15 protein-coding genes are annotated in these 18,905 nt (G+C 34.8%); 12 read left to right on the top strand and 3 right to left on the bottom strand.

The window, feature by feature from the left end; all coding sequences use genetic code 11:
- Positions 1-304 precede the first annotated feature (304 nt).
- The gene (locus BWGOE10_RS11560; RefSeq protein ID WP_002139963.1) at positions 305-547 is read left to right on the top strand and encodes a hypothetical protein; all 243 of its coding nucleotides are present in this window, start codon (positions 305-307) and stop codon (positions 545-547) included.
- 565 nt (positions 548-1,112) lie between these two features.
- Here the strand turns inward: BWGOE10_RS11560 and BWGOE10_RS11565 are convergent.
- Positions 1,113-2,309, bottom strand: a complete 1,197-nt coding sequence (locus BWGOE10_RS11565) for an MFS transporter (protein WP_070146044.1) — start codon at positions 2,307-2,309, stop codon at positions 1,113-1,115.
- A gap of 114 nt (positions 2,310-2,423) precedes the next feature.
- Here BWGOE10_RS11565 and BWGOE10_RS11570 point away from each other — a divergent pair, with 114 nt between their 5' ends.
- From BWGOE10_RS11570 to BWGOE10_RS11585, 4 genes are all read left to right on the top strand, one after another.
- A complete protein-coding gene (locus tag BWGOE10_RS11570) occupies positions 2,424-2,954 on the top strand; it encodes a CGNR zinc finger domain-containing protein (protein WP_048561901.1) in 531 nt (176 codons plus the stop codon).
- Position 2,955: 1 nt separating this feature from the next.
- The gene (locus BWGOE10_RS11575) at positions 2,956-4,386 is read left to right on the top strand and encodes an IS4 family transposase (protein WP_070146045.1); all 1,431 of its coding nucleotides are present in this window, start codon (positions 2,956-2,958) and stop codon (positions 4,384-4,386) included.
- Positions 4,387-5,393: 1,007 nt separating this feature from the next.
- Positions 5,394-5,783 carry a hypothetical protein gene (locus tag BWGOE10_RS11580; RefSeq protein WP_081338245.1) on the top strand — a complete coding sequence of 130 codons (390 nt, stop codon included), beginning with the start codon at positions 5,394-5,396 and terminating at the stop codon, positions 5,781-5,783.
- 90 nt (positions 5,784-5,873) lie between these two features.
- On the top strand, positions 5,874-6,653 hold the full coding sequence (locus tag BWGOE10_RS11585) for a hypothetical protein (RefSeq protein ID WP_070146046.1): 780 nt from the start codon (positions 5,874-5,876) through the stop codon (positions 6,651-6,653).
- A gap of 900 nt (positions 6,654-7,553) precedes the next feature.
- On the opposite strand, the gene BWGOE10_RS11590 is transcribed toward BWGOE10_RS11585, so the two are convergent.
- The gene (locus BWGOE10_RS11590) at positions 7,554-7,727 is read right to left on the bottom strand and encodes a hypothetical protein (RefSeq protein ID WP_001025956.1); all 174 of its coding nucleotides are present in this window, start codon (positions 7,725-7,727) and stop codon (positions 7,554-7,556) included.
- Between the two features lie 528 nt (positions 7,728-8,255).
- Between BWGOE10_RS11590 and BWGOE10_RS11595 the strand changes: the two genes are divergently transcribed.
- From BWGOE10_RS11595 to BWGOE10_RS11615, 5 genes are all read left to right on the top strand, one after another.
- On the top strand, positions 8,256-8,867 hold the full coding sequence (locus tag BWGOE10_RS11595; RefSeq protein WP_070145836.1) for a recombinase family protein: 612 nt from the start codon (positions 8,256-8,258) through the stop codon (positions 8,865-8,867).
- A 228-nt stretch (positions 8,868-9,095) separates the two neighbouring features.
- Positions 9,096-10,934, top strand: coding sequence for an NUMOD1 domain-containing DNA-binding protein (locus BWGOE10_RS11600; protein WP_070145837.1), 1,839 nt, complete (start codon positions 9,096-9,098; stop codon positions 10,932-10,934).
- A 281-nt stretch (positions 10,935-11,215) separates the two neighbouring features.
- Complete coding sequence (locus tag BWGOE10_RS11605; RefSeq protein ID WP_070145838.1) at positions 11,216-11,674, top strand: DUF2262 domain-containing protein; 459 nt, start codon at positions 11,216-11,218, stop codon at positions 11,672-11,674.
- A 1,032-nt stretch (positions 11,675-12,706) separates the two neighbouring features.
- Entirely contained in the window at positions 12,707-13,147 is a 441-nt protein-coding gene (locus BWGOE10_RS11610) for a hypothetical protein (protein WP_002192034.1), read from the top strand.
- A 248-nt stretch (positions 13,148-13,395) separates the two neighbouring features.
- On the top strand, positions 13,396-13,587 hold the full coding sequence (locus tag BWGOE10_RS11615; protein WP_070145839.1) for a hypothetical protein: 192 nt from the start codon (positions 13,396-13,398) through the stop codon (positions 13,585-13,587).
- 982 nt (positions 13,588-14,569) lie between these two features.
- Here BWGOE10_RS11615 and BWGOE10_RS11620 read toward each other — a convergent pair.
- Positions 14,570-15,760, bottom strand: coding sequence for a serine hydrolase domain-containing protein (locus BWGOE10_RS11620; RefSeq protein ID WP_070145840.1), 1,191 nt, complete (start codon positions 15,758-15,760; stop codon positions 14,570-14,572).
- Between the two features lie 293 nt (positions 15,761-16,053).
- On the opposite strand from BWGOE10_RS11620, the gene BWGOE10_RS11625 reads away from it, so the two are divergent.
- Positions 16,054-17,847 carry a hybrid sensor histidine kinase/response regulator transcription factor gene (locus BWGOE10_RS11625; protein WP_070145842.1) on the top strand — a complete coding sequence of 598 codons (1,794 nt, stop codon included), beginning with the start codon at positions 16,054-16,056 and terminating at the stop codon, positions 17,845-17,847.
- Between the two features lie 719 nt (positions 17,848-18,566).
- Positions 18,567-18,905 (top strand): IS6 family transposase (locus BWGOE10_RS11630; RefSeq protein WP_131798960.1); only part of this gene is annotated, 339 nt, incomplete at its 3' end.

Raw genomic sequence — 18,905 nt, forward strand, 5'->3', positions numbered from 1 at the left:
AGTGTAAAGTACAAATGTTTTAAGGGGTTAATTTTCTTGAAGTATAAAAAGGGAATGGGGAGGAAAAGGATATGAAAATTGGTACATCTGAATGGCTTTCTCTTAGTAAGGATATTAAGCTGAAGTTGATCCGTTTGGCTGTCATAGATAGTAAATATAAACAAGAAAAATAAAAACCCTTCATTTGCTTAACAGCAAACAAAGGGCTTAGTTAATGAGTGACTGAAGTAGAAGGAAATCTAGTCCATTTCCTTCTTTATATATTGTAACATAAAAGGAAAAGCTCAAACAAAGGAGAATTCCCATGAAAGAAATTGATAAATACATGACACCATCTGAAGCAGCTTTTTATTGGGGGATTCCTCGTGAGACAATTAAGAATAAATATAGCCCCTCTCTAATGAACGAGAAGCAAATAAATGATTTAGAACGCATGTTACAAGAAGGTTTAGTGAAGTACTTTTTGCATCCTGAAGGGAAGCGTAAGGAATGGATTATAAGCCGACAGGCAATGTATGAATGGTTTGGAGAACCAAAAGACAAGTAGGAAAGGAGGATTATAATGCAAGAGGAAACATTTTCTCTCTGGGGAGGATTCAAGAGTGCATTTAGGTTAATTATTTGGTTTTGGATCGTTATGTTTTTGCTATTTGGTGAAAGATTGCTACAATAGAATGGAGTCGAATAGAAAGCCCCTTAGGCAGCTCTCATAGATTTATGGTCTATGGGGGCTTTTAACTAGAATTAATAATAATTTCACGTACCGCATTAATTTATAAAGAATAAAACAACCAATAGATAGTCTACATTTAAATTTATGTTGAATTAATGTACTACATGGATAGTATATTGTTTGTTTTGGGGTCACCATATAGGGGTCTCGCCACATGCCCATCAAGCTAATATTTTGAAGTAACCCTAAAACGAAAATTTTATCTCTCCACACTTGTCTATGAGAATTCAACTCATTTTTTTCGTTTTGGGGAACAATGAACTTCTTAACTTGATGGCAATTTGACAGGATCCTAGGAATAAAGTTGTTGATTTAATGGGCATAATTCTGTCATTCTACCGATGACATCAACAAAATTTTTATATCTATAATACGGTAGTTATTGTTGATGAGCATGTAGTTGAAATGATTCTTTTTTAGTTTCCATCTTTCTATGAATAAGGTGGAATAATATGAAGGCAAGAATTCCTATTAAAAAATAAATAAACCACGCCCAATATGTATGATTAAATTTATTTAACCATGCACCAAAATAATTCCCTATAGATCCTCCCAATGCCCAGGAGGTTTGAAACATTCCAAAAAATAATCCAGCAGGTCTATTGGTACTAAATTGAGCTACCGCCATTTCTCCACCTGGTAAAGCCAGTGTTTCCCCCAATGTATAAAGGAAGATGCAACATAGCATCCAATATATAGACGGAATAAAAGGGATCATAGCTATAGATGTTCCCATAATTAAAACCCCTACTTTAACCATTATTATGGGATTCAACTTGATAAATAATTTTCGTAAGAAAAACATGAATATTAGCCCCGAGATTCCATTTACGATAAAAATAGAACTTACTAATTCTTTATTTCCAGATAAAGCATAGGCTTTAATCGGAAATGAAATATTTAATTGAGCGAACATAATCCAAAACAGAATCATAATACCTATGAAAGTTAAGAATAGTGTGTTAGAAAATGCATACTTTACACTTTCCAATATATTTTTATTGTCCTTAATAGTTTCTGGGTATTGTTTACGATATACAAAAATAGCAAATGCTAATATCATCATAGAAATACCAGCTATGGCAAAGGGGTATATGGGATTCATCTTGACTAGTAATGCTCCAATTGCTGGTCCTATAATAACTCCTGCATTCAGCATTTGATTAAAATAAGTAAACGTTTTTTTTCTCAATTCTTCCTTTTGGGAAGCAAAAAAGGCTGTTACTGAGGGATCAAATAGTGCTCCTCCGAGGCCAATACAAAAAGAAGATAATACTATAAACCAAAAATTCTCCGCATAGACAAATAACCAAAAACCTAATCCCCTTACGATAACACCTAACAATACATGTATGGTATGACTTCCTCGATCACCGATAAATCCTGTAATGACTGATAACCCACGTTGTGAAATTAAAATTGTAGTCAATACTGTTCCTAGTTCTAAAGGAGAAAAATGTAGACTATCTGTTAAATAAATAGCGAAAAAGGGCATTATCATGAAACTTCCCGTATTCATGAATAGAACAGCTGCAAGCAATATCCTGATGGAGACAGGAATTTTGAGAGTAGTCATGGTAAGAATCCTCCTTTTGTTAACCGTTAAAACCTTTAAGTGGTTACACGTTGTGTTATAATCGTATCAGTACGAAGAAAAAACGTCAATCATTAAAATAGTTAGGTGGTTAACATGGAACATAATCAATTAGCGCCAGGAAGGTTGGAGATTATACGTACCTTTTTAAATACTTGGGAAATATCTAATGATACAAGACAACCGACAGATCATTTAAAAAACGAAAAAAACTTAGAAGCATTTATTAAGAAAAATTTTTCTAATGTTGATGTTAGTGAGAACTTAGATAACCTATATCAATTTCGTTATGACATTCGAAAATCAGTTGAAAATCATGATATAAGTTATTTAAGCGAATGGTTACTTAGAAATCCTATTCAGGTTGCCCTTATAGATCAAAATACAATTCAATACTCTCCAATGAAAAAACACGACTTCCTTTATGAAATGCTAACAATTATTGTAGAAAGCATTGCATTAAATCAGTGGCAACGTCTTAAAGCTTGTCCTGATTGTCAATGGGTTTTTTATGATTATTCAAAGAACGGAAGTAAACGTTGGTGTAGCATGTATGCAGGTGGACCAAAAGGTAGGGCCTGTGGGACGATTGCTAAGGTGAAAAGATACCGGGGAAAAAATAAATAAGATGAATCCTATCATTTCAAATGAACTAAATCTTTTCGCACAAGAGCTACAATACTTTTTATCTCCAGTAATCCTACAAGACATCGCCAAACAAGTTGGTTTTGTACAACGATCTAGTAAGTATCAAGCAAACGAACTCATTGCCCTTTGCGTATGGCTCAGTCAGGAAATAGCTAGCACATCACTTACACAATTGTGTAGTCGATTAGAATCTTCCACTGGGGTACTGATGAGCCCAGAAGGACTGAATCAACGCTTTAATACAGCAGCTGTCGCATTTCTTCGAGAAGTCTTTACTTCTCTTCTCACACGAAAACTCTGTACAAATCAATCGCTTTCTGCACACATGATTTCTACTTTCAATCGTATCCGTATTTTAGATGCGACAGTGTTTCAACTACCTGATCATTTCGCCACTGACTATCAAGGTTCAGGTGGAAGTAGTAATACGGCAGGCGTGAAAATCCAATTGGAATATGATTTACTGAGTGGTCAATTTCTTAACGTACAGCTTGGACCAGGAAAGAATAATGATAAAACATACGGTACCATCTGCCTTGAAACCGTAGAGGCGGGCGATTTGTGTTTGCGTGATCTTGGTTACTTTGATTTAGGAGACTTACAATCCATTCATGATAAAGAGGCTTACTATATCTCGCGGTTGAAGCTGAATACACGTATTTATATCAAGAACCTTGAGCCAAAATACTTCAAAAATGGGACATTAAAAAAGCAAACAGAATACATCCAGCTTGATATGACACAAATTATGTTTGGTCTAACCCCTGGTGAAACGATGGAAATCCCTGAGGCATACATTGGCCAAAATCAGAAGCTTCCAACACGTGTCATTATCCATCGTTTAACCGATGATCAAACGCAAACACGCCTGAAAAACCAAGCGATACGTGAAAAGAAGAAAGGCATTGTCATGAAGGATAAAAGTAAACGTTTAATGGGCATGAATGCATATATCACGAACACGTCGCTAGAAGAAGTACCGACGAACTACGTGCATTCATTGTATTCACTTCGTTGGCAGGTTGAGATTTTATTTAAAACGTGGAAGTCATTCTTTGAAATTGATGAATGTAAAAATATTAAAAGAGAACGCCTAGAGTGCCATTTATATGGACAACTCATCGGCATTCTCCTCTGTTCTTCTACGATGTTTCAAATGCGACAGCTTCTGCTTGAAAAGAAAAAGCAGGAGCTGAGTGAATACAAAGCGATTTATATGATTAAAGATTACTTTCCGTTACTGTTTCAAGCGATAGCCGTTGGCACAGAAGAACTTTTGAAAATTCTGCATCGCCTTTATCAGCTGCTCAAAAAGAACGGTCGTAAATGTCATCGGTATAAGAAGATGACCGTCTTTGATATTCTAGGGGTTGTGTATGAAACAACGATGAAGCATAGAGAAGCTGCCTAGTGAAAAAATTGCGTTTTAGTAGGCTTCTTTGGCATGCCTAATATTCCATCACTCACTAGTTTTGAAACAAGGATCATTTCGTATCTAGTAATTTACGTTGTTAGCTTGATGGGCATGGGGTTCCGCCAACAAAACGCGAATTTCGTACGCTAAGGAATTTTTTATTTAAAAAATTTGGTTTTACCGTACGTTAAGAAGGTTCCATAAACGGTATTTGATGTTTGGTATGATACTTTGTTTTTGGTAATGAGTTTTAGAACTGTTTTTTAAATGTATTTCAGTTAGTTTTGATAGATATAAATAAAGTTCCTTAAACGACCGTTTTTGGGTATTTAAGTCTATAAGTGTAAGGGTGTTTTGTTAGGACTTAAGGAATTAAAAGTAGGGTATTTTTTGCATATCCCCCCGAAAAGGTTTATTAAGAAAAAAGCAACCCTTATTTATAACATGGGGTGCTACAAGCAAGGAGTACAATCAATGCCCATGTAACCAGGGTTAACCTGCCAAATATCCCCTGTTATTTCTAGTCCCTGTAAATTATTAGGTAGACCCATTATCTTTTAGTTTCCGATACAATGTCATTCTTTCTCCGCATCCGTGCAATTTAGCCCTTGATCCATAAAATATAAGGCGTAACCTTTTCTTCATCGGTTTTTGGGGTAGTATCAGCGAAGCTGTCACTACCCGCAATACAACATCCTAAATTTACCACTTTTATTCCGAATTATAGTATATTTTTATTGGGTTTATGATAGATTTAAAATGTAGTATAAAACTTTTGGATAGGGGTGCAAAATTATAGTTGATAAAATTTTTTTAACAACACTTTCCTCTATGTCATTTGCAATTACGGAGGGTTCCCAATCATGGAATGTAGGTTTTAGTCATAATTTGTGGTAACCGTTTACAAAGAATAAGTTATTGGAAAAATGACTTATTCTTTTCAGTATATTTTGTTACCTCGGATTCGCAAATTTTACCATAAGCTATAACGAAGAGGTGATACGATGAAATCGTCAAAATTTATTGGATTATTATTTTGTGTTTCTACTTTTATGTTATTGGTTGGATGCAATCAAAAAGTCCTCAGTTTTAAAGGGGAAAGCGAAAATTGGATTGGTTCGTACAAAACACAGATTTCAGAGGATAGCGAAGATGGTGCTTATGTTGTGAAGTACAAAGGAGAAAATCCAGAGAAAATAAAAGTATTAAATATTGTAATTAATGATGGAGAAAGCGATTTTAATGGTGATGGAAAGGCATTAGATGAAAATAATGAACTATCTTTTCCCAAAAAATGTACTGATTGTTTAACAACAAGAGAAGACAAGGAAATGATAATTGACATAAAGTGGGATGGTCATCATGAAAATATTACTCTGGAAAAAAAGGATTAATATAGCTTTCTAAACAAATTCCATGTATATGGTATAGCATTCAAAGGAATATAATAGCAAAATCTTTTGAAATCTGGCGGGAAAATAAAAATGTATAAAAAAGTAAAGTTATCTATCCTAAGTATTATTATAGCACTATGTACATTTGCTCCATCAACTTTTGCTGCTGAAGGTTCTGAGTTAGAAAATAAAGAAGTAATTATCTTTGAAGCGCAAGAAATTAAAGATAATAATGCTCTTCTTTCAAGAGCGAAAGAAGGAGTTACTGATAATCTTGAATTAGATAAAAACATGAACACCCTAATGGAAGTTAAAGATAAGAATGGAAAAAAGGTTAATCTCTCCAAAAAAGATGTCCAAATTACATCACAAAAGCTTAAGGCTGTAAAAAAGGGAGCAAAAGTTGTAGAAAGTTATGTTACAACAGTTTTTAGTGAGGCTACGTTTGAAAAGTCAAATGAAAGTATTTCCATTTTAGGTTATGATTCAGGAAAAGGAGAATTAGATTCAACTCTTTCAGTTTACTCTTATTCGAGGGTTTATTATGAGATCGTAAAAGGTGGATCGGGAAATATTAATCACTATGATATAACGAAGGCAACTGGATACTGGACATTACTAGATGCTTCAACAGGTATCAAAAATACAAATGTAACTCTCCAACAATGGGGGACGTCAACTATCGGCGGAACCCATACTGTTAACCATTCTAAGAAATTTGATGTGGGCACTTCTTTTAGTGTTGTAGCCGATGCTAAGTGGGAACCAGTATCAAAGGCGACAGGATCAGTAGTTAATGCAGTCATGCGCTGCACTATAACGGAGGGATCTAGTTCATGGAATGTAACTTTTGTAAATAATGTTATTTAAATGAAAAAGTAGGGCCGGCACGATAAATCAAATAACCTCTTGTTTAATGATGAAAATGAAATTAAAGAAAAGTGTGAGCTAAAAAATAGATCTTTTAAAATAAAGCCCTGAATTTTCTGCTTAACGTAGAAAACTCAGGGTTTTTGCTTCCAAAAATGCCTTAGCAATATCCGAGTTTTGCCAGCTGGACCCTAAAAACATAAAATAGGTCATTACTGGAAATAAAAGTAAGCCTATGACCCATTTTTACACGTATCTCGACTGAACCCCGGGAAGAGGAAAAAACACCAAAAAAAAGAAGATTGAGATCAATCTTCTTTAAAAAAGGAATAGATGACAGATTACTACTCCAACTCCTAATCAATTATAATTAAGCGTGTAGTGACATTCAATTCATTCTAAATTTTCTCAATATTTTTGTCTTATTATTAAATTATAATATAAGTAATTCTTTTTATTATTATATATTTGTTCTTTCCTGTTGCAGAATCCTTAAGCTATTAAGGATTCCTTTTTTGTATCTAAAATCAAAAAATAAAAAGATAAGATCCGGGAACACGATCTTATCTTTAGCACAAGGAGTAAACAAAAGGATAACCATCATATTTTTATTATAATTTGTTTTTTGTTAATTTTGAATATTAGAACCGTAATTAACAAGTATATCTATATTGAGAAATTTATTACAAAATTAGTTATAAATGATTCTAAAACCAAAAGTTTACTTTCAAAACATTAATTTCATTAACCTTATCGGACTTTAGCTATTTTCAGCAAGATTAACAACAAAAGTTTACTTTCAAAACACTATAAATAAAGAGCTCGAGAAATCTATAAACAAAAATAATACACACTGACGATATTAAAAAGGCAAGCATCAAAATGTGCTTGCCTTTTCTTCTAACGACGATGTTCTACAAGATCAATTACACCTAAAACAACGTGAGCTAAGCCAAATCCAAATACGGTATTTGCAATCATCTTATTAGATCCACGAGTTTGCTTCAAAGCATAACCCGCAGCTGTAACTGCTGTACCTAATGTAGTTGGAATTAATCCTTCACGAATATTCATAGTAACATCCTCCTAGTATCGCAGTTAGTAATCCTGTTTTAATACTTTGGAATTAAAGTACTAAAACAAGTATTAGTATTTTCATGTCATGTGAAAATATGTGGGTTTATTTTAAATATTTTCTTTTTATTATACCTTTATGAATAAAAAAACTCCTTCCATGATTTACGAAAGGAGTTACGATACTTTGAAAGGGTATTTTCATTTTAATATAAGAGGAAAAAAACTTGTATTGATAAAGTATAACTTTTTTCGAATAGTTTTTATTTTCATACTTATAAAGATAAAAGAATTCTTTATACGTCTGTGAAGTGTTTCGAAAGGTACACCTTTTGGTTCATTTTTCATTACTACGTATTCAAAGACGTAAAGAACACTTGATATGTCTATAAAAGTATACCTTTACAGATACATAGAAACCTATAAAAACCCGCGTCTATAAATGTCTATTTCTTATTTTACAGATATCTATTTATTTCATATACCTTTACAGACATAATTGTTATAATTACCAGTGAGGTGTAGCATATGAAACATAAAAAATTTGGTTATGTACGAGTTTCAAGTAAAGATCAAAACGAAGAACGACAAATTCAGAATATGAAGGATTTAGGAATAGAAGATCGGGATATCTTTATTGATAAAGAATCTGGAAAAAATATGGAGCGAGAGAATTACCAAATGCTAAAACGTCTTGTTCGTACGGGAGATACTATTGTATTTGATTCCTTAACAAGACTTGGGAGAAATATGAACGATACATTAGAAGAATTTAGGCACTATGAAAAACATAGAGTAAATTTACAATTTATAAAGGAACCCTATATTAACGTCAATTACACTGGAGAAAGTACAAATGATGTCATTCAGAGTGCGATTCAAAAAGCAACCCTTACAATATTATCAGCCTTTGCAGAAAAAGAGCGCATTGATATTAAACAACGTCAAGCTGAAGGAATTGCTCTTGCCAGAAAGCAAGGTAAACGTTTAGGACGTCCACCTGTCGAAATAACAGAAGAATTTATGGATGCTTACAAGGAATGGAAATCTGGTTCAATTACAGCCGTAGGAGCTATGAAAAAGTATGGCATCAAACGTTCCTCATTTTATAAACTTGCCAAACAGTATGAGGAAAATTAAATTGTATATCTTAATACTTCACACAAGGTTTTGATCAAACTTTTTTTAACACCTACATGATAAATCACTTGCTTATATATTAAAATAAATACTATCTGTTATAAGGTGATATAGTTTTACTACTGATATATAAGAAGTTTAAAAGGTAATTAGTGTTGCTTTTAAATAAAGTCACGGTGTTTATAAAAAAGAGCACGCTTACTAGAGGAAAGTGATGGGTGATAACTAATGACTAAACAAATGAAAACGGAGCTTGCTTCACCTATTATTAATCCGGATCATAACTGGAGTGTTTATTGTTTTACTGCTCCAAATGGCAAACGCTATGTTGGGATTACTAGCCTTAAACCAGAGTATAGATGGAATGAAGGTAAAGGGTATAAACACAATCAGCATTTGTATAATGCGATAGAAAAATATGGGTGGAAGAACATTAAAAAAGAAATAATCGCTAATAACATTCCGGAATTATCCGCCAAAGAATTAGAAAAATTTTATATAAAAGAATGGGATTTAATGAATCCCGTTAAAGGTTATAACAAAACAATAGGTGGCGACGGAGCTCCTGGACTTGTACGAACAGGAGCAGCAAATAAAAATTCGAGAGAAGGCCAAAAAGGAAGTACCACTAAAAAGGTATTGCAATTTAATATAGATGGCACTTTTATAAAAGAGTTTGAAACAATGACCGAAGCATATAGAGAAACTGGAGTTCATTATTCGAAAATTTCTGAAGTTTGTAATGGTAACAGAAGAACATCGGGAGGTTTTATGTGGAGGTTTGAGGATATTGAAAGGGATAATGAAGGTAATATAGAACCAGCGAAGCCAAAACAAAAGCCAACACAAAAGAAGGTTTTTCAGTATGAAGTTGATGGAACTTTAATTAAAACATATGTTAGCACGATGGAAGCAGCTAAAGTTATTGGAATCGACAATTCAAAGATTTGTGCCGTATGCAACGGAAGAAGAAAAACAGTTAAAGGTTATGTTTTTAGGTATGAAGGATCTGATTTTAAAGGTTATTCAGGCTTTAAACCTAACGGTTTTAGAAAAAAAGTCAAAAAAATGGATTTAGATGGAGAAGTATTAGAGGTATACAATAGCCTGAGCGAAGCTGCACGCAAGAACAAAACAGCACCATCCAATATAGGAAATTGTTGTCGTGGTATGAGCAAAACAGCAATTGGCTATAAATGGTGTTTTGTGGAAGAAGATTTTAAGGATATGATGGATGATTACCAGGGAAGAGCCTTTAATGCAAAACCAGTTGTTCAATTAGAACTTGATGGTTCATTTATAGCTGAATACGAAAGTGCAGCAGAAGCAGCAAGAGTTTTAGGATTTAATAGGGGCGATATTTCTAAGGTTTGCGTCGGTAGTGCCGATAGTTATTTTGGTTATATTTGGAAATTTTTAGATGATTACAACAACGGAAGCAAAAATAAAGCTTTGAGAGAAAGAAATGTAGGTAAGAAAAGTGTTTTGAAGCTATCAATGGATGGAGAAATATTAGGAACGTTTAAAAGTATTAAAGAAGCAGCTGATTCTATTTCTGTAATGGAACCCGTCCTTAACTCCGCACTAAATGGAAGGATTTTTAGCACCGGCGGTTTTAGGTGGACGTACGACGAAGAAGCGAATGAAGTAAAAAATGTACAAGAGAGAGAGAAAGTTATCATCAAAACAGATATCAAAAAAGTTAAAAAGTATTCGTTATCCGGTGACTTTATAGAAGAATACGAAAATATCAAAGAGGCAGCTAAAACAATATCATTAACTGAAGAGGCAATCAGGAAGGTATGTAAAGGTGAAGCGATTAGTGCAGGGGGGTTCGCATGGCGATATTCGGGAGAAGAAGATTATGTCTTTAGAGAAAAAAGGTATCGTCACAAAAAAGTAAAACAGTTTACATTAGATGGTTCATTTTTAAGAGAATTCAAAAGTGTGAAGGAAGCCGCCAGTTTTATGAAATGCTCAAGATCATTAATAACGTTGGCGTGTAATGGAAAATTAAAACACGGAAAAGGATTTATATGGAAATATGCGGAAGGTGGTGTTAAGTGACAATAAAGTTGTTTGATTTACAATAAAGTCGTTTAAAACATAATAAAGTTGTAAAAAACAGCAGTCATGTTATTCGGTTAAATGGCTATTTGGTTGAGCAATACCTTTTAAGAACATTGTATATCTATGTTAAATTTTAGATGAGATTGTGAAGGTTTCTCCTAAACTAACGTGTAGTTTAAGAAGGAGTAATTAATTTCTAAAATGAATTAGAGATAAAAAATCAAGAAAATGTCGATGTACTCGAAGGAGGCTTATATTAATAGAAAGGAAATTAGGAGATGAAAAAATCAATAAAAAGTGAATTAATTGGAGTGTTTACCTTTAATGAGGCTTGTAAAGTATATCAGCAAAATAAGGGGAAAATACATTGGCAATTGGATATTAGAAATGAATATGTAGATGTTAATGAGATGATTAAAAGAGCAGAGAAGCTTTTTTTATGCGTAGAGGAATTTGATAAAAAGGCTAAAGTGGCCATAGCAGAGAAATTGATTAATTACAAAAATGACTTTTGGCCTGAGTATGACGAGAATGATGAACATTTAAATTGGGATGCTGTAGATGCAGGAGAATATGATGTAACTAAAGAAAAATTTACAAAAGCAATTACCCTCTATGACATCGAAATTAGAGCAAATGATATATACTGTGAATATCATGATGGAGATTTATTTGGTGGACACAGGATACATGCCTATTTTGATAATGATTACAAGTTATTAAATGCAGAAGTGTAGTTTTAATTAGATGAAAATTGCGAGAATTAATGTCTACAATTATGCTGAAATGAATATTTTTAAAGAACTTTAAAAGGAGAAACTACTTAAAATGTAGTATCTCCTTTGTGTTTTTGAAAGAAGAATTAAATAACTTTATTCTCTCTACACACTTACTACAATATGATTTGTAGCGAGGCTCTTATATTTTTAAATCAGAATTAAATAACATTATTATCACTTTACAGCGGTATCGCTTCTATGATAAAACAACACTTGTTTCAAGAAAAAAATAAAATAAACAAAACCCACAGAGAACAAGAATGTTTTCTGCGGGTTTTGTTTATTTCAAAGAAGCTTTGGGGAAGCTTGGTTTGATCAATTTTATTTTTCTAACACACCTTGCATTATAAAAATAAAATATAGAGTGTTTTGCATGTATATTAGCGATAAGCTTATCTTACTTTAAAAATCTTTCAAAAATCTTTCAAAAATGTTACAAAAGTCTTTCATTGGTTTTAAAGACGCTCGGCCAAGATGAATAACAGAATCAGTTCATTCTCTACCTCACGCTAACAATAATATGTGTACTTTTTCTGTACTTGGATCTCTTTATTTTAAAGGATTCTTTTTTTATTACAAATCCACAAATAAAAAAGATAAGATCGAAGAGTATGATCTTATCTCTAGCATAAGGGAAAAACAAAGGCAAAAACCATCTTAATTTTATAATAGTATATTTTTGTTAATTTTCAATATTAAAACCATAATTAACAGTAATATCTATATTGAGAAATTCATTACAAATTTAGTTGTAAATGTTTAAAATATCGAATGTAAACTTTTGCCAATTAGTTTACATTCAAACTACCGAAAACATTGACTTTACCCCAATCTGCCTAATACCATCAAAATCAACAAGAAAAGTATACATTCAAAACATTGTAAATAAGGCGTACCGCCAAATATAAAACATATCCATAGGGAAGCGTGTAGCACCTTGCTATAATAATGTTGGAACTATTTCCTAATTATTGATGAAGGAGCTTAGACATGGAAAAGATTAATAGAATATTAAGTGATTTTGCTAAGGTTAATGAATATGATGGCGTAGGTAATGATTATAGACTATATCTTTTATCAGAAAATACAAAAGAAGATATATGTGAGCTTATAAAAAAGGATATAAAAGCTACTAGTGACGACACAATAGAACTTATACAGTTGAATGAATGGCAGCAGGATTTCCTTTCTTGTGAATTCCCTGACAGTGAAGAGTATTGGTTCGGAACAATACCCAGTGGATATGATTTGAAAGGATTAACACCGAAGGAGTTTATAATAGAACAGTTATTGAATACATTTGAACAAGGGATTGGAGCAGTTTATTGGGTAAAATTAGATATAGGAGCCTATTATGCTTGTAGTTATGAAGAATATGTCTTCGTAACCAATAAGGGAATTTATTATCTTTCTATGCAAGTACATGATTAAAAAGAAATAGTGTACAGTTAGACATAATTTAGGATATCTTTTACCCGGTTCTTTGTATGATAAGGAACTGTTGGTTTGAAATAAAGTCACGATGTTTTGAAAAAAGATGCGACGTTTTGAAAAAATTTGTTGTTAAAGATGGTGTGAATTGGAATTTTACTCCATCTTTTCTTTTTAATTTTGTATAATGAAAATAATGATATTTATATATTTTTATATCAAACAATTAAGCAGGAGGAATAAATAATATGTTAGATACATTAATAAATCATTTTAAAGATGTAAATTTAGTATGTTCACAATGTGGTAAAACAATTGAACGTGGTGAACGATTTGCAGTTTCTTTAGTATTATCCGAAGATAAAAATATGCCTGTTGGACAATTAGATAAAATATTAGCTAAGATAGCAAACGAAATTTTATGTAGTAAATGTAAATAATACTGAACAGGGAGCTAATCTTCACTATTTGCTTGTCAAACTTAATAACAAAAATAAATAGCTCAAAAAAATCAACCCATGCATTTTAATCAAACTTTATTTCAAAGCAACAGTAAGGGGTCTTCTTTTGTACGTCAGTTCTTTACGTATATCCAAGAATTATAGTTCTTAATAACATGAAATTCATTTTCTTATAGTTAATTAATCCTAAATATAAATATACCACTCTACCCTAATCACCGAGTTTGATACTCTTGAGAAAGAGCTTGTATCTTAAGAGTAAAGGGTTTGTCTTTATTTATTATTATGGACAGTGATTTAGAGAAATAAACATACTCGGTGATTAGGGGATAGGTAACTATTTCAAACATTTGAGAGCTCGGTAATTGGGTAAATAAAAAATGCCTTATCATTCTCCCTGTAAGGAGGCATGAGGGGGGCCTCTATTAGGAAAGGGATGGTGCGCTTATATATTTTAAAAAGAAAAGACACCCTAAGGTGCCTTCCTCCGACTTGATAACCACTTTAATTTTAATAACATTGGATTCCCATCCGAATATTATTTTACCACGTTAAGTAATGTTGGTCATTGAGAAAGTCAAATACGTAGTGTTCATATATAGTGACCCCTAGGAGCATGCAAGATTTTATACAGTTTTTCGGCCAATCCAGTAACAAACAAGAACCCTAAAACCGTGCCAGGATAGGAATGTATAAAAAAATGCATAGGTCGATAGAACAAAGAAAGGAGGTTCCCTTGTAAGGGTAAGATTCCTCCTTGTCCTTGCTACCGATAATAGGACTTTATGTTAACTTCTATGAATACAATATACATCCATCTCATAAGAAAAACCGCTAGGAAAACATCCTGACGGTCCTTTTGTGTATAAATCCCATGAGGAGTGATAGATATGATCCGGCACTCGTAACCATGTATAGATCGGTATGTTTTCGTTTTCCAAGCAGGTCAAACATATATAATTCACTGTCTGTTTAGACTTGCGTAATGGCTAAATTCCTTATTGATTATTTTATCGTGAGCTGGCGCTACTTGTGGACCTACCGAGTTGATGCACGTTACCAGAATATGCTTCCCGTCTAGAGATCCGACGGCTCTCGATTCATATCCGAAAGTACCTCCGGCATGCCCCCAGTAAGATTGCCCGTCCGCTGTTTTAAATTCATAAATCCCTAGTCCGACTTTACCAAAAGGTCCATCTACTGTTGTGTGCATCTGGTCCATCATCTCTTGAGTCAGAAGCTTCCCGCCCAACAACGCACTGAAGAAGGTAGTCAAATCATTAACTGTTGAGACTATATCTCCCGCCGCATTTGCCCATGATTGATTCATTTCTGTTAAATCATACAAATGACCCGATCTATCCATATTATATCCTGTGGCATGCTTACCCGGAATTTCGTGACTATTTCCCATCACAAATGTCCCTTTCATTCCAAGCGGTATGATAAACCGTTTCCTGATCTGCTCCGCATACGTTTCTCCTGTTACCTTTTGAATAATTTGACCGGCTAGTACAGTATTCATATTGGAATAATTCCAGCCCTTCCCTGGTGTAAATACAGGTGGCTTTGAAAGTCCAAGGTCGATAAGCTCATCGACGGAATAGTAACGATATGGATTTTGAGGCAAAGTAATATCTCGGAAATCCAAATCTGTATAGCTAGCAAGCCCACTTGTATGATTCAATAACTGACGGATCGTAATTTTGTTGCCATCATACCCTTCACCTTTTATGACACCTGGCAGCCATTTTTCAACCGAATCATCCAGATTCAATTTTTTCTCGTCAGCCAACTGTAATACAACGGACGCTGTGAAAGTCTTTGAAATACTTCCAATACGGAATGAAAAATTGGACTCCACCGGGTGTGGTACTTCATAACTGGCTGTACCTGTAGCGTAAGACCAGCGTTTCCCGTTCTGTAACCCGCCAGCTATGACACTTGGGACTCCTTTGATGGTTACCACCTTATCAATGACGCGTTTGACTTCATCCCGATGCTTGTTTTTCTTTTCCTTCTCTGTCTTCACTTGTACCGCGCCTTCAGTCTGTACCGGGTTTACAGACCCATAAGCAGAAAATACCAGTATACTCGCCGATATAGCTGTTAATGCAAGTACAGCTCCTTTTTGAATCCTGAGTAATTTCATAACGTATCGCTCCTATTATTTTGGAATGTTGTGTTGCTTTATATCCTCACCTTATCCCCAAAATTGTTAAATCGGATAGTGATGAAACCGCCAAACTTTTGTTGACACTCGGAATTGGACTTGTCACATATACCATATGACAAACTGTCAAATATCTCATGTGACGTGCTTGTTACAGTAAATTCTAACTGTTTACACTCTCTTTCGCTTGACGGATCAGAAGTTTATGGTGCATGATAGATTTGATTTATTCAGAATTAATTTTCAAAAATATAAGTAGGTGTGCATAATCCGTGTTCTCTATAATAAAAAAATGGTTCTGGTATGATTGGATATTTGTGGCCATACGAACGCTTTGGATGGTCATTATCATAAGCGCTAATTTTATCAAACCGTCATTAATCGATGCGTCTTTTTGGGTCTTATTTTCTTTTGCTTTCGTCGTTTATCTCGTTCCATTAATCGCCTGGTGTAGAAATGCAGATTGGTATCTTGCAGTCGACGTCATGGCAGCGGGGGTTTTTCATCTTTATTTAGCCTATACAGCACCGGAGTTACTTTGGTCTTTCGTTTTACTTGTGATGAATATCGGCTTGGCGAGCAATCGAAGAACCTATGTATGGACAGGTATCCTCTGTGGAATCATATTGCCGGCATTGAACGGTTGGATCGCTGGTCTTCTCCCGTATGAATTTATCGTTAGCAACGGTTTTGGATTCGCCATCGGCTTCACGTTTAATATATTAATTCAGTCCCATAAGCAAGCCCTAATTATTCATGAGCAAAAGCTATTGCTGGAGCAGCATATTGAGCGGATTGAGGAACTTACGCTGATGGAGGAGCGCAGCCGGCTGTCACATGAGCTGCATGACACGATTGGCCATACGCTTACCTCACTCATCGTCGGCGTCGAATCGCTGCGATCGTCCGTACCGAATTCACAGATAGAAAGGATCGATTCGCTTGTCGGAATCGCCCAACACAGTCTGGTTGATATCCGAAAACATCTGCATCAGCTCTCTCATACTCCATTGAACCATTCGTTAAGTGAATCTCTACGGCAATTTACCGAAGATTTTATGAAGTCAACAGGTATAATGGTCAAATTCCGTGTGATCGGCAGCGAGACTCTCGTTATGCAAAAAATAAACTTTTGTCTATATCGTTGCCTTCAAGAGTCCCTGAACAACGCGGTTCGGCACGGTTCGGCGAGCTTGATATCCGTTCAGTTGTATTTCGAGAGTCAGCAGCTTAGGTTACAAATTGAAGATAACGGCATCGGAATGGAAGAAATCCAATTTGGATTTGAACTTAATGGGATGAAGGAACGACTTAAGCTATTTCACGGCACGGTGTCCGTGCATTCCGAGCCAGAGCAAGGAACTTTCGTCATATGTAATATTCCGTTGCAGACAGAGCCTGCACATGATACAATCCGCCTGCTGCTCGTTAACGACCAGGTGATCATTACCGACAGTTTGAAGCAAATTTTGGATCAGCATACTGATTTTAACGTAGTTGGTACAGCCAGGGACGGTGGCGAAGCATTAGAACATTGTAAGCGGTCCCAACCGGATATCGTACTAATGGATATTAGTATGCAGGGAATGAGCGGGATTGAAACTTTACTTGAGATGAAACAACGATGGCCTGATATGAAGGTTGTGTTCATGACAACGTTTGAGGATTCCTTGCAGGCAGCAACTGCATTGGAGCACGGGGCGGAGGGCTACATGCTGAAGTCGATTCATCCGCGAGAGATGAAGGAAGCCTTGAAACTAATTTATAACGGAGGAATCTGGATCGATCAATCGGTCGCTACGCTAATTTTCGAAGAGATGAAAAGTCAACGCGAGCAATTGGAGAAGATCGGCTCAAGTCAGAAAAACTTCCCGTACGGGCTTACGAAACGTGAAATGGAGATTCTGGAGCATCTGTCAGGTGGACTGCGTTATAAGTCGATCGCCGCCAAATTATTTTTATCGGAGGGAACGATCCGCAATTATTGCTCGACTCTCTACTCGAAGCTCCGCGTCAACAACCGCGAAGAAGCAATAAAAAGAGCCCGAAAGGAAAATATTGTGTAGATGGTACTCAAGATATAATCATTTTTCCGTATTCGGGGCACGGCAACGATTACTATTTTTTGGGCCACTCATTATTTTAAGTAACAGAATTAGAGTTCCGTTAACTTTTGGAATGAATTTAACAAAATTTGTTTACAGAACACCTGTAAATATTGCTGGAAAATAAGTGGACGGAATACATTTAAAGAAAATCTTCTTGAAAACTTCAAATTTAATTACCTTAAAGTCATTGTTTTATCATACATTTCAAAGTTTTTTACAAGTGGTCCGAAAAGGAACGAATCGTTGTTATCCCCCATGCCCATCAACCCCCAAAAAAAACAAATACTTTAAAACGAGAAAATTGGCATCTCTAGGTGAAAATGTACAATTTTTTTGTTTTTGGGGCGTTATAAAATTCTTAAGTTGATGGGCATGGTGTACCGCCAGCATTTTGGAAAAACCCCACGCTAAGAGCATGCAAGATTTTATACAGTTTTTCGGCCAATTCAGTAACAAACGAGAACCCTAAAACCCACGTCAGGATAGGGATGTATAAAAAAACGAATAGAGTCATAGAAAAAGAAAAAGGCGGATTCCTTGTAAGAGTAGGGATCCGCCTTGTCCTTGATACAGTTAATGAGACGTGGTTCTGGTGCGAAAACTTCAAGATAATTGCAGGTAATCTCTAAATCTTGGACATACTGATACTATTACTCTAAAAAAGGTGCGTGATCAGTATGGAAAAGCGAAATTTATTCAAGTGGAAACATTATCATCATGATATTATTTTGCAAACAGTAAGATGGTACCTACGGTACAACTTGAGTTTTCGTGATTTGGTGGAAATGATGGAGGAACGGGGCTTATCCGTTGCTCATACAACGATTATGCGTTGGGTTCATCAGTATGGTCCTGAATTAGACAAAAGAATCCGTCGTCATCTCAAGCAAACCAATGACTCTTGGAGAGTCGATGAAACATATATCAAAGTGAAAAGTCAATGGATGTACCTGTATCGTGCTGTCGATTCGAAAGGAAATACCATCGATTTTTACCTAAGCAAAGCAAGAAACCAC

This window comes from Bacillus mycoides (genome assembly GCF_001757995.1).
GTDB classification, from domain to species: Bacteria; Bacillota; Bacilli; order Bacillales; family Bacillaceae_G; genus Bacillus_A; species Bacillus_A mycoides_B.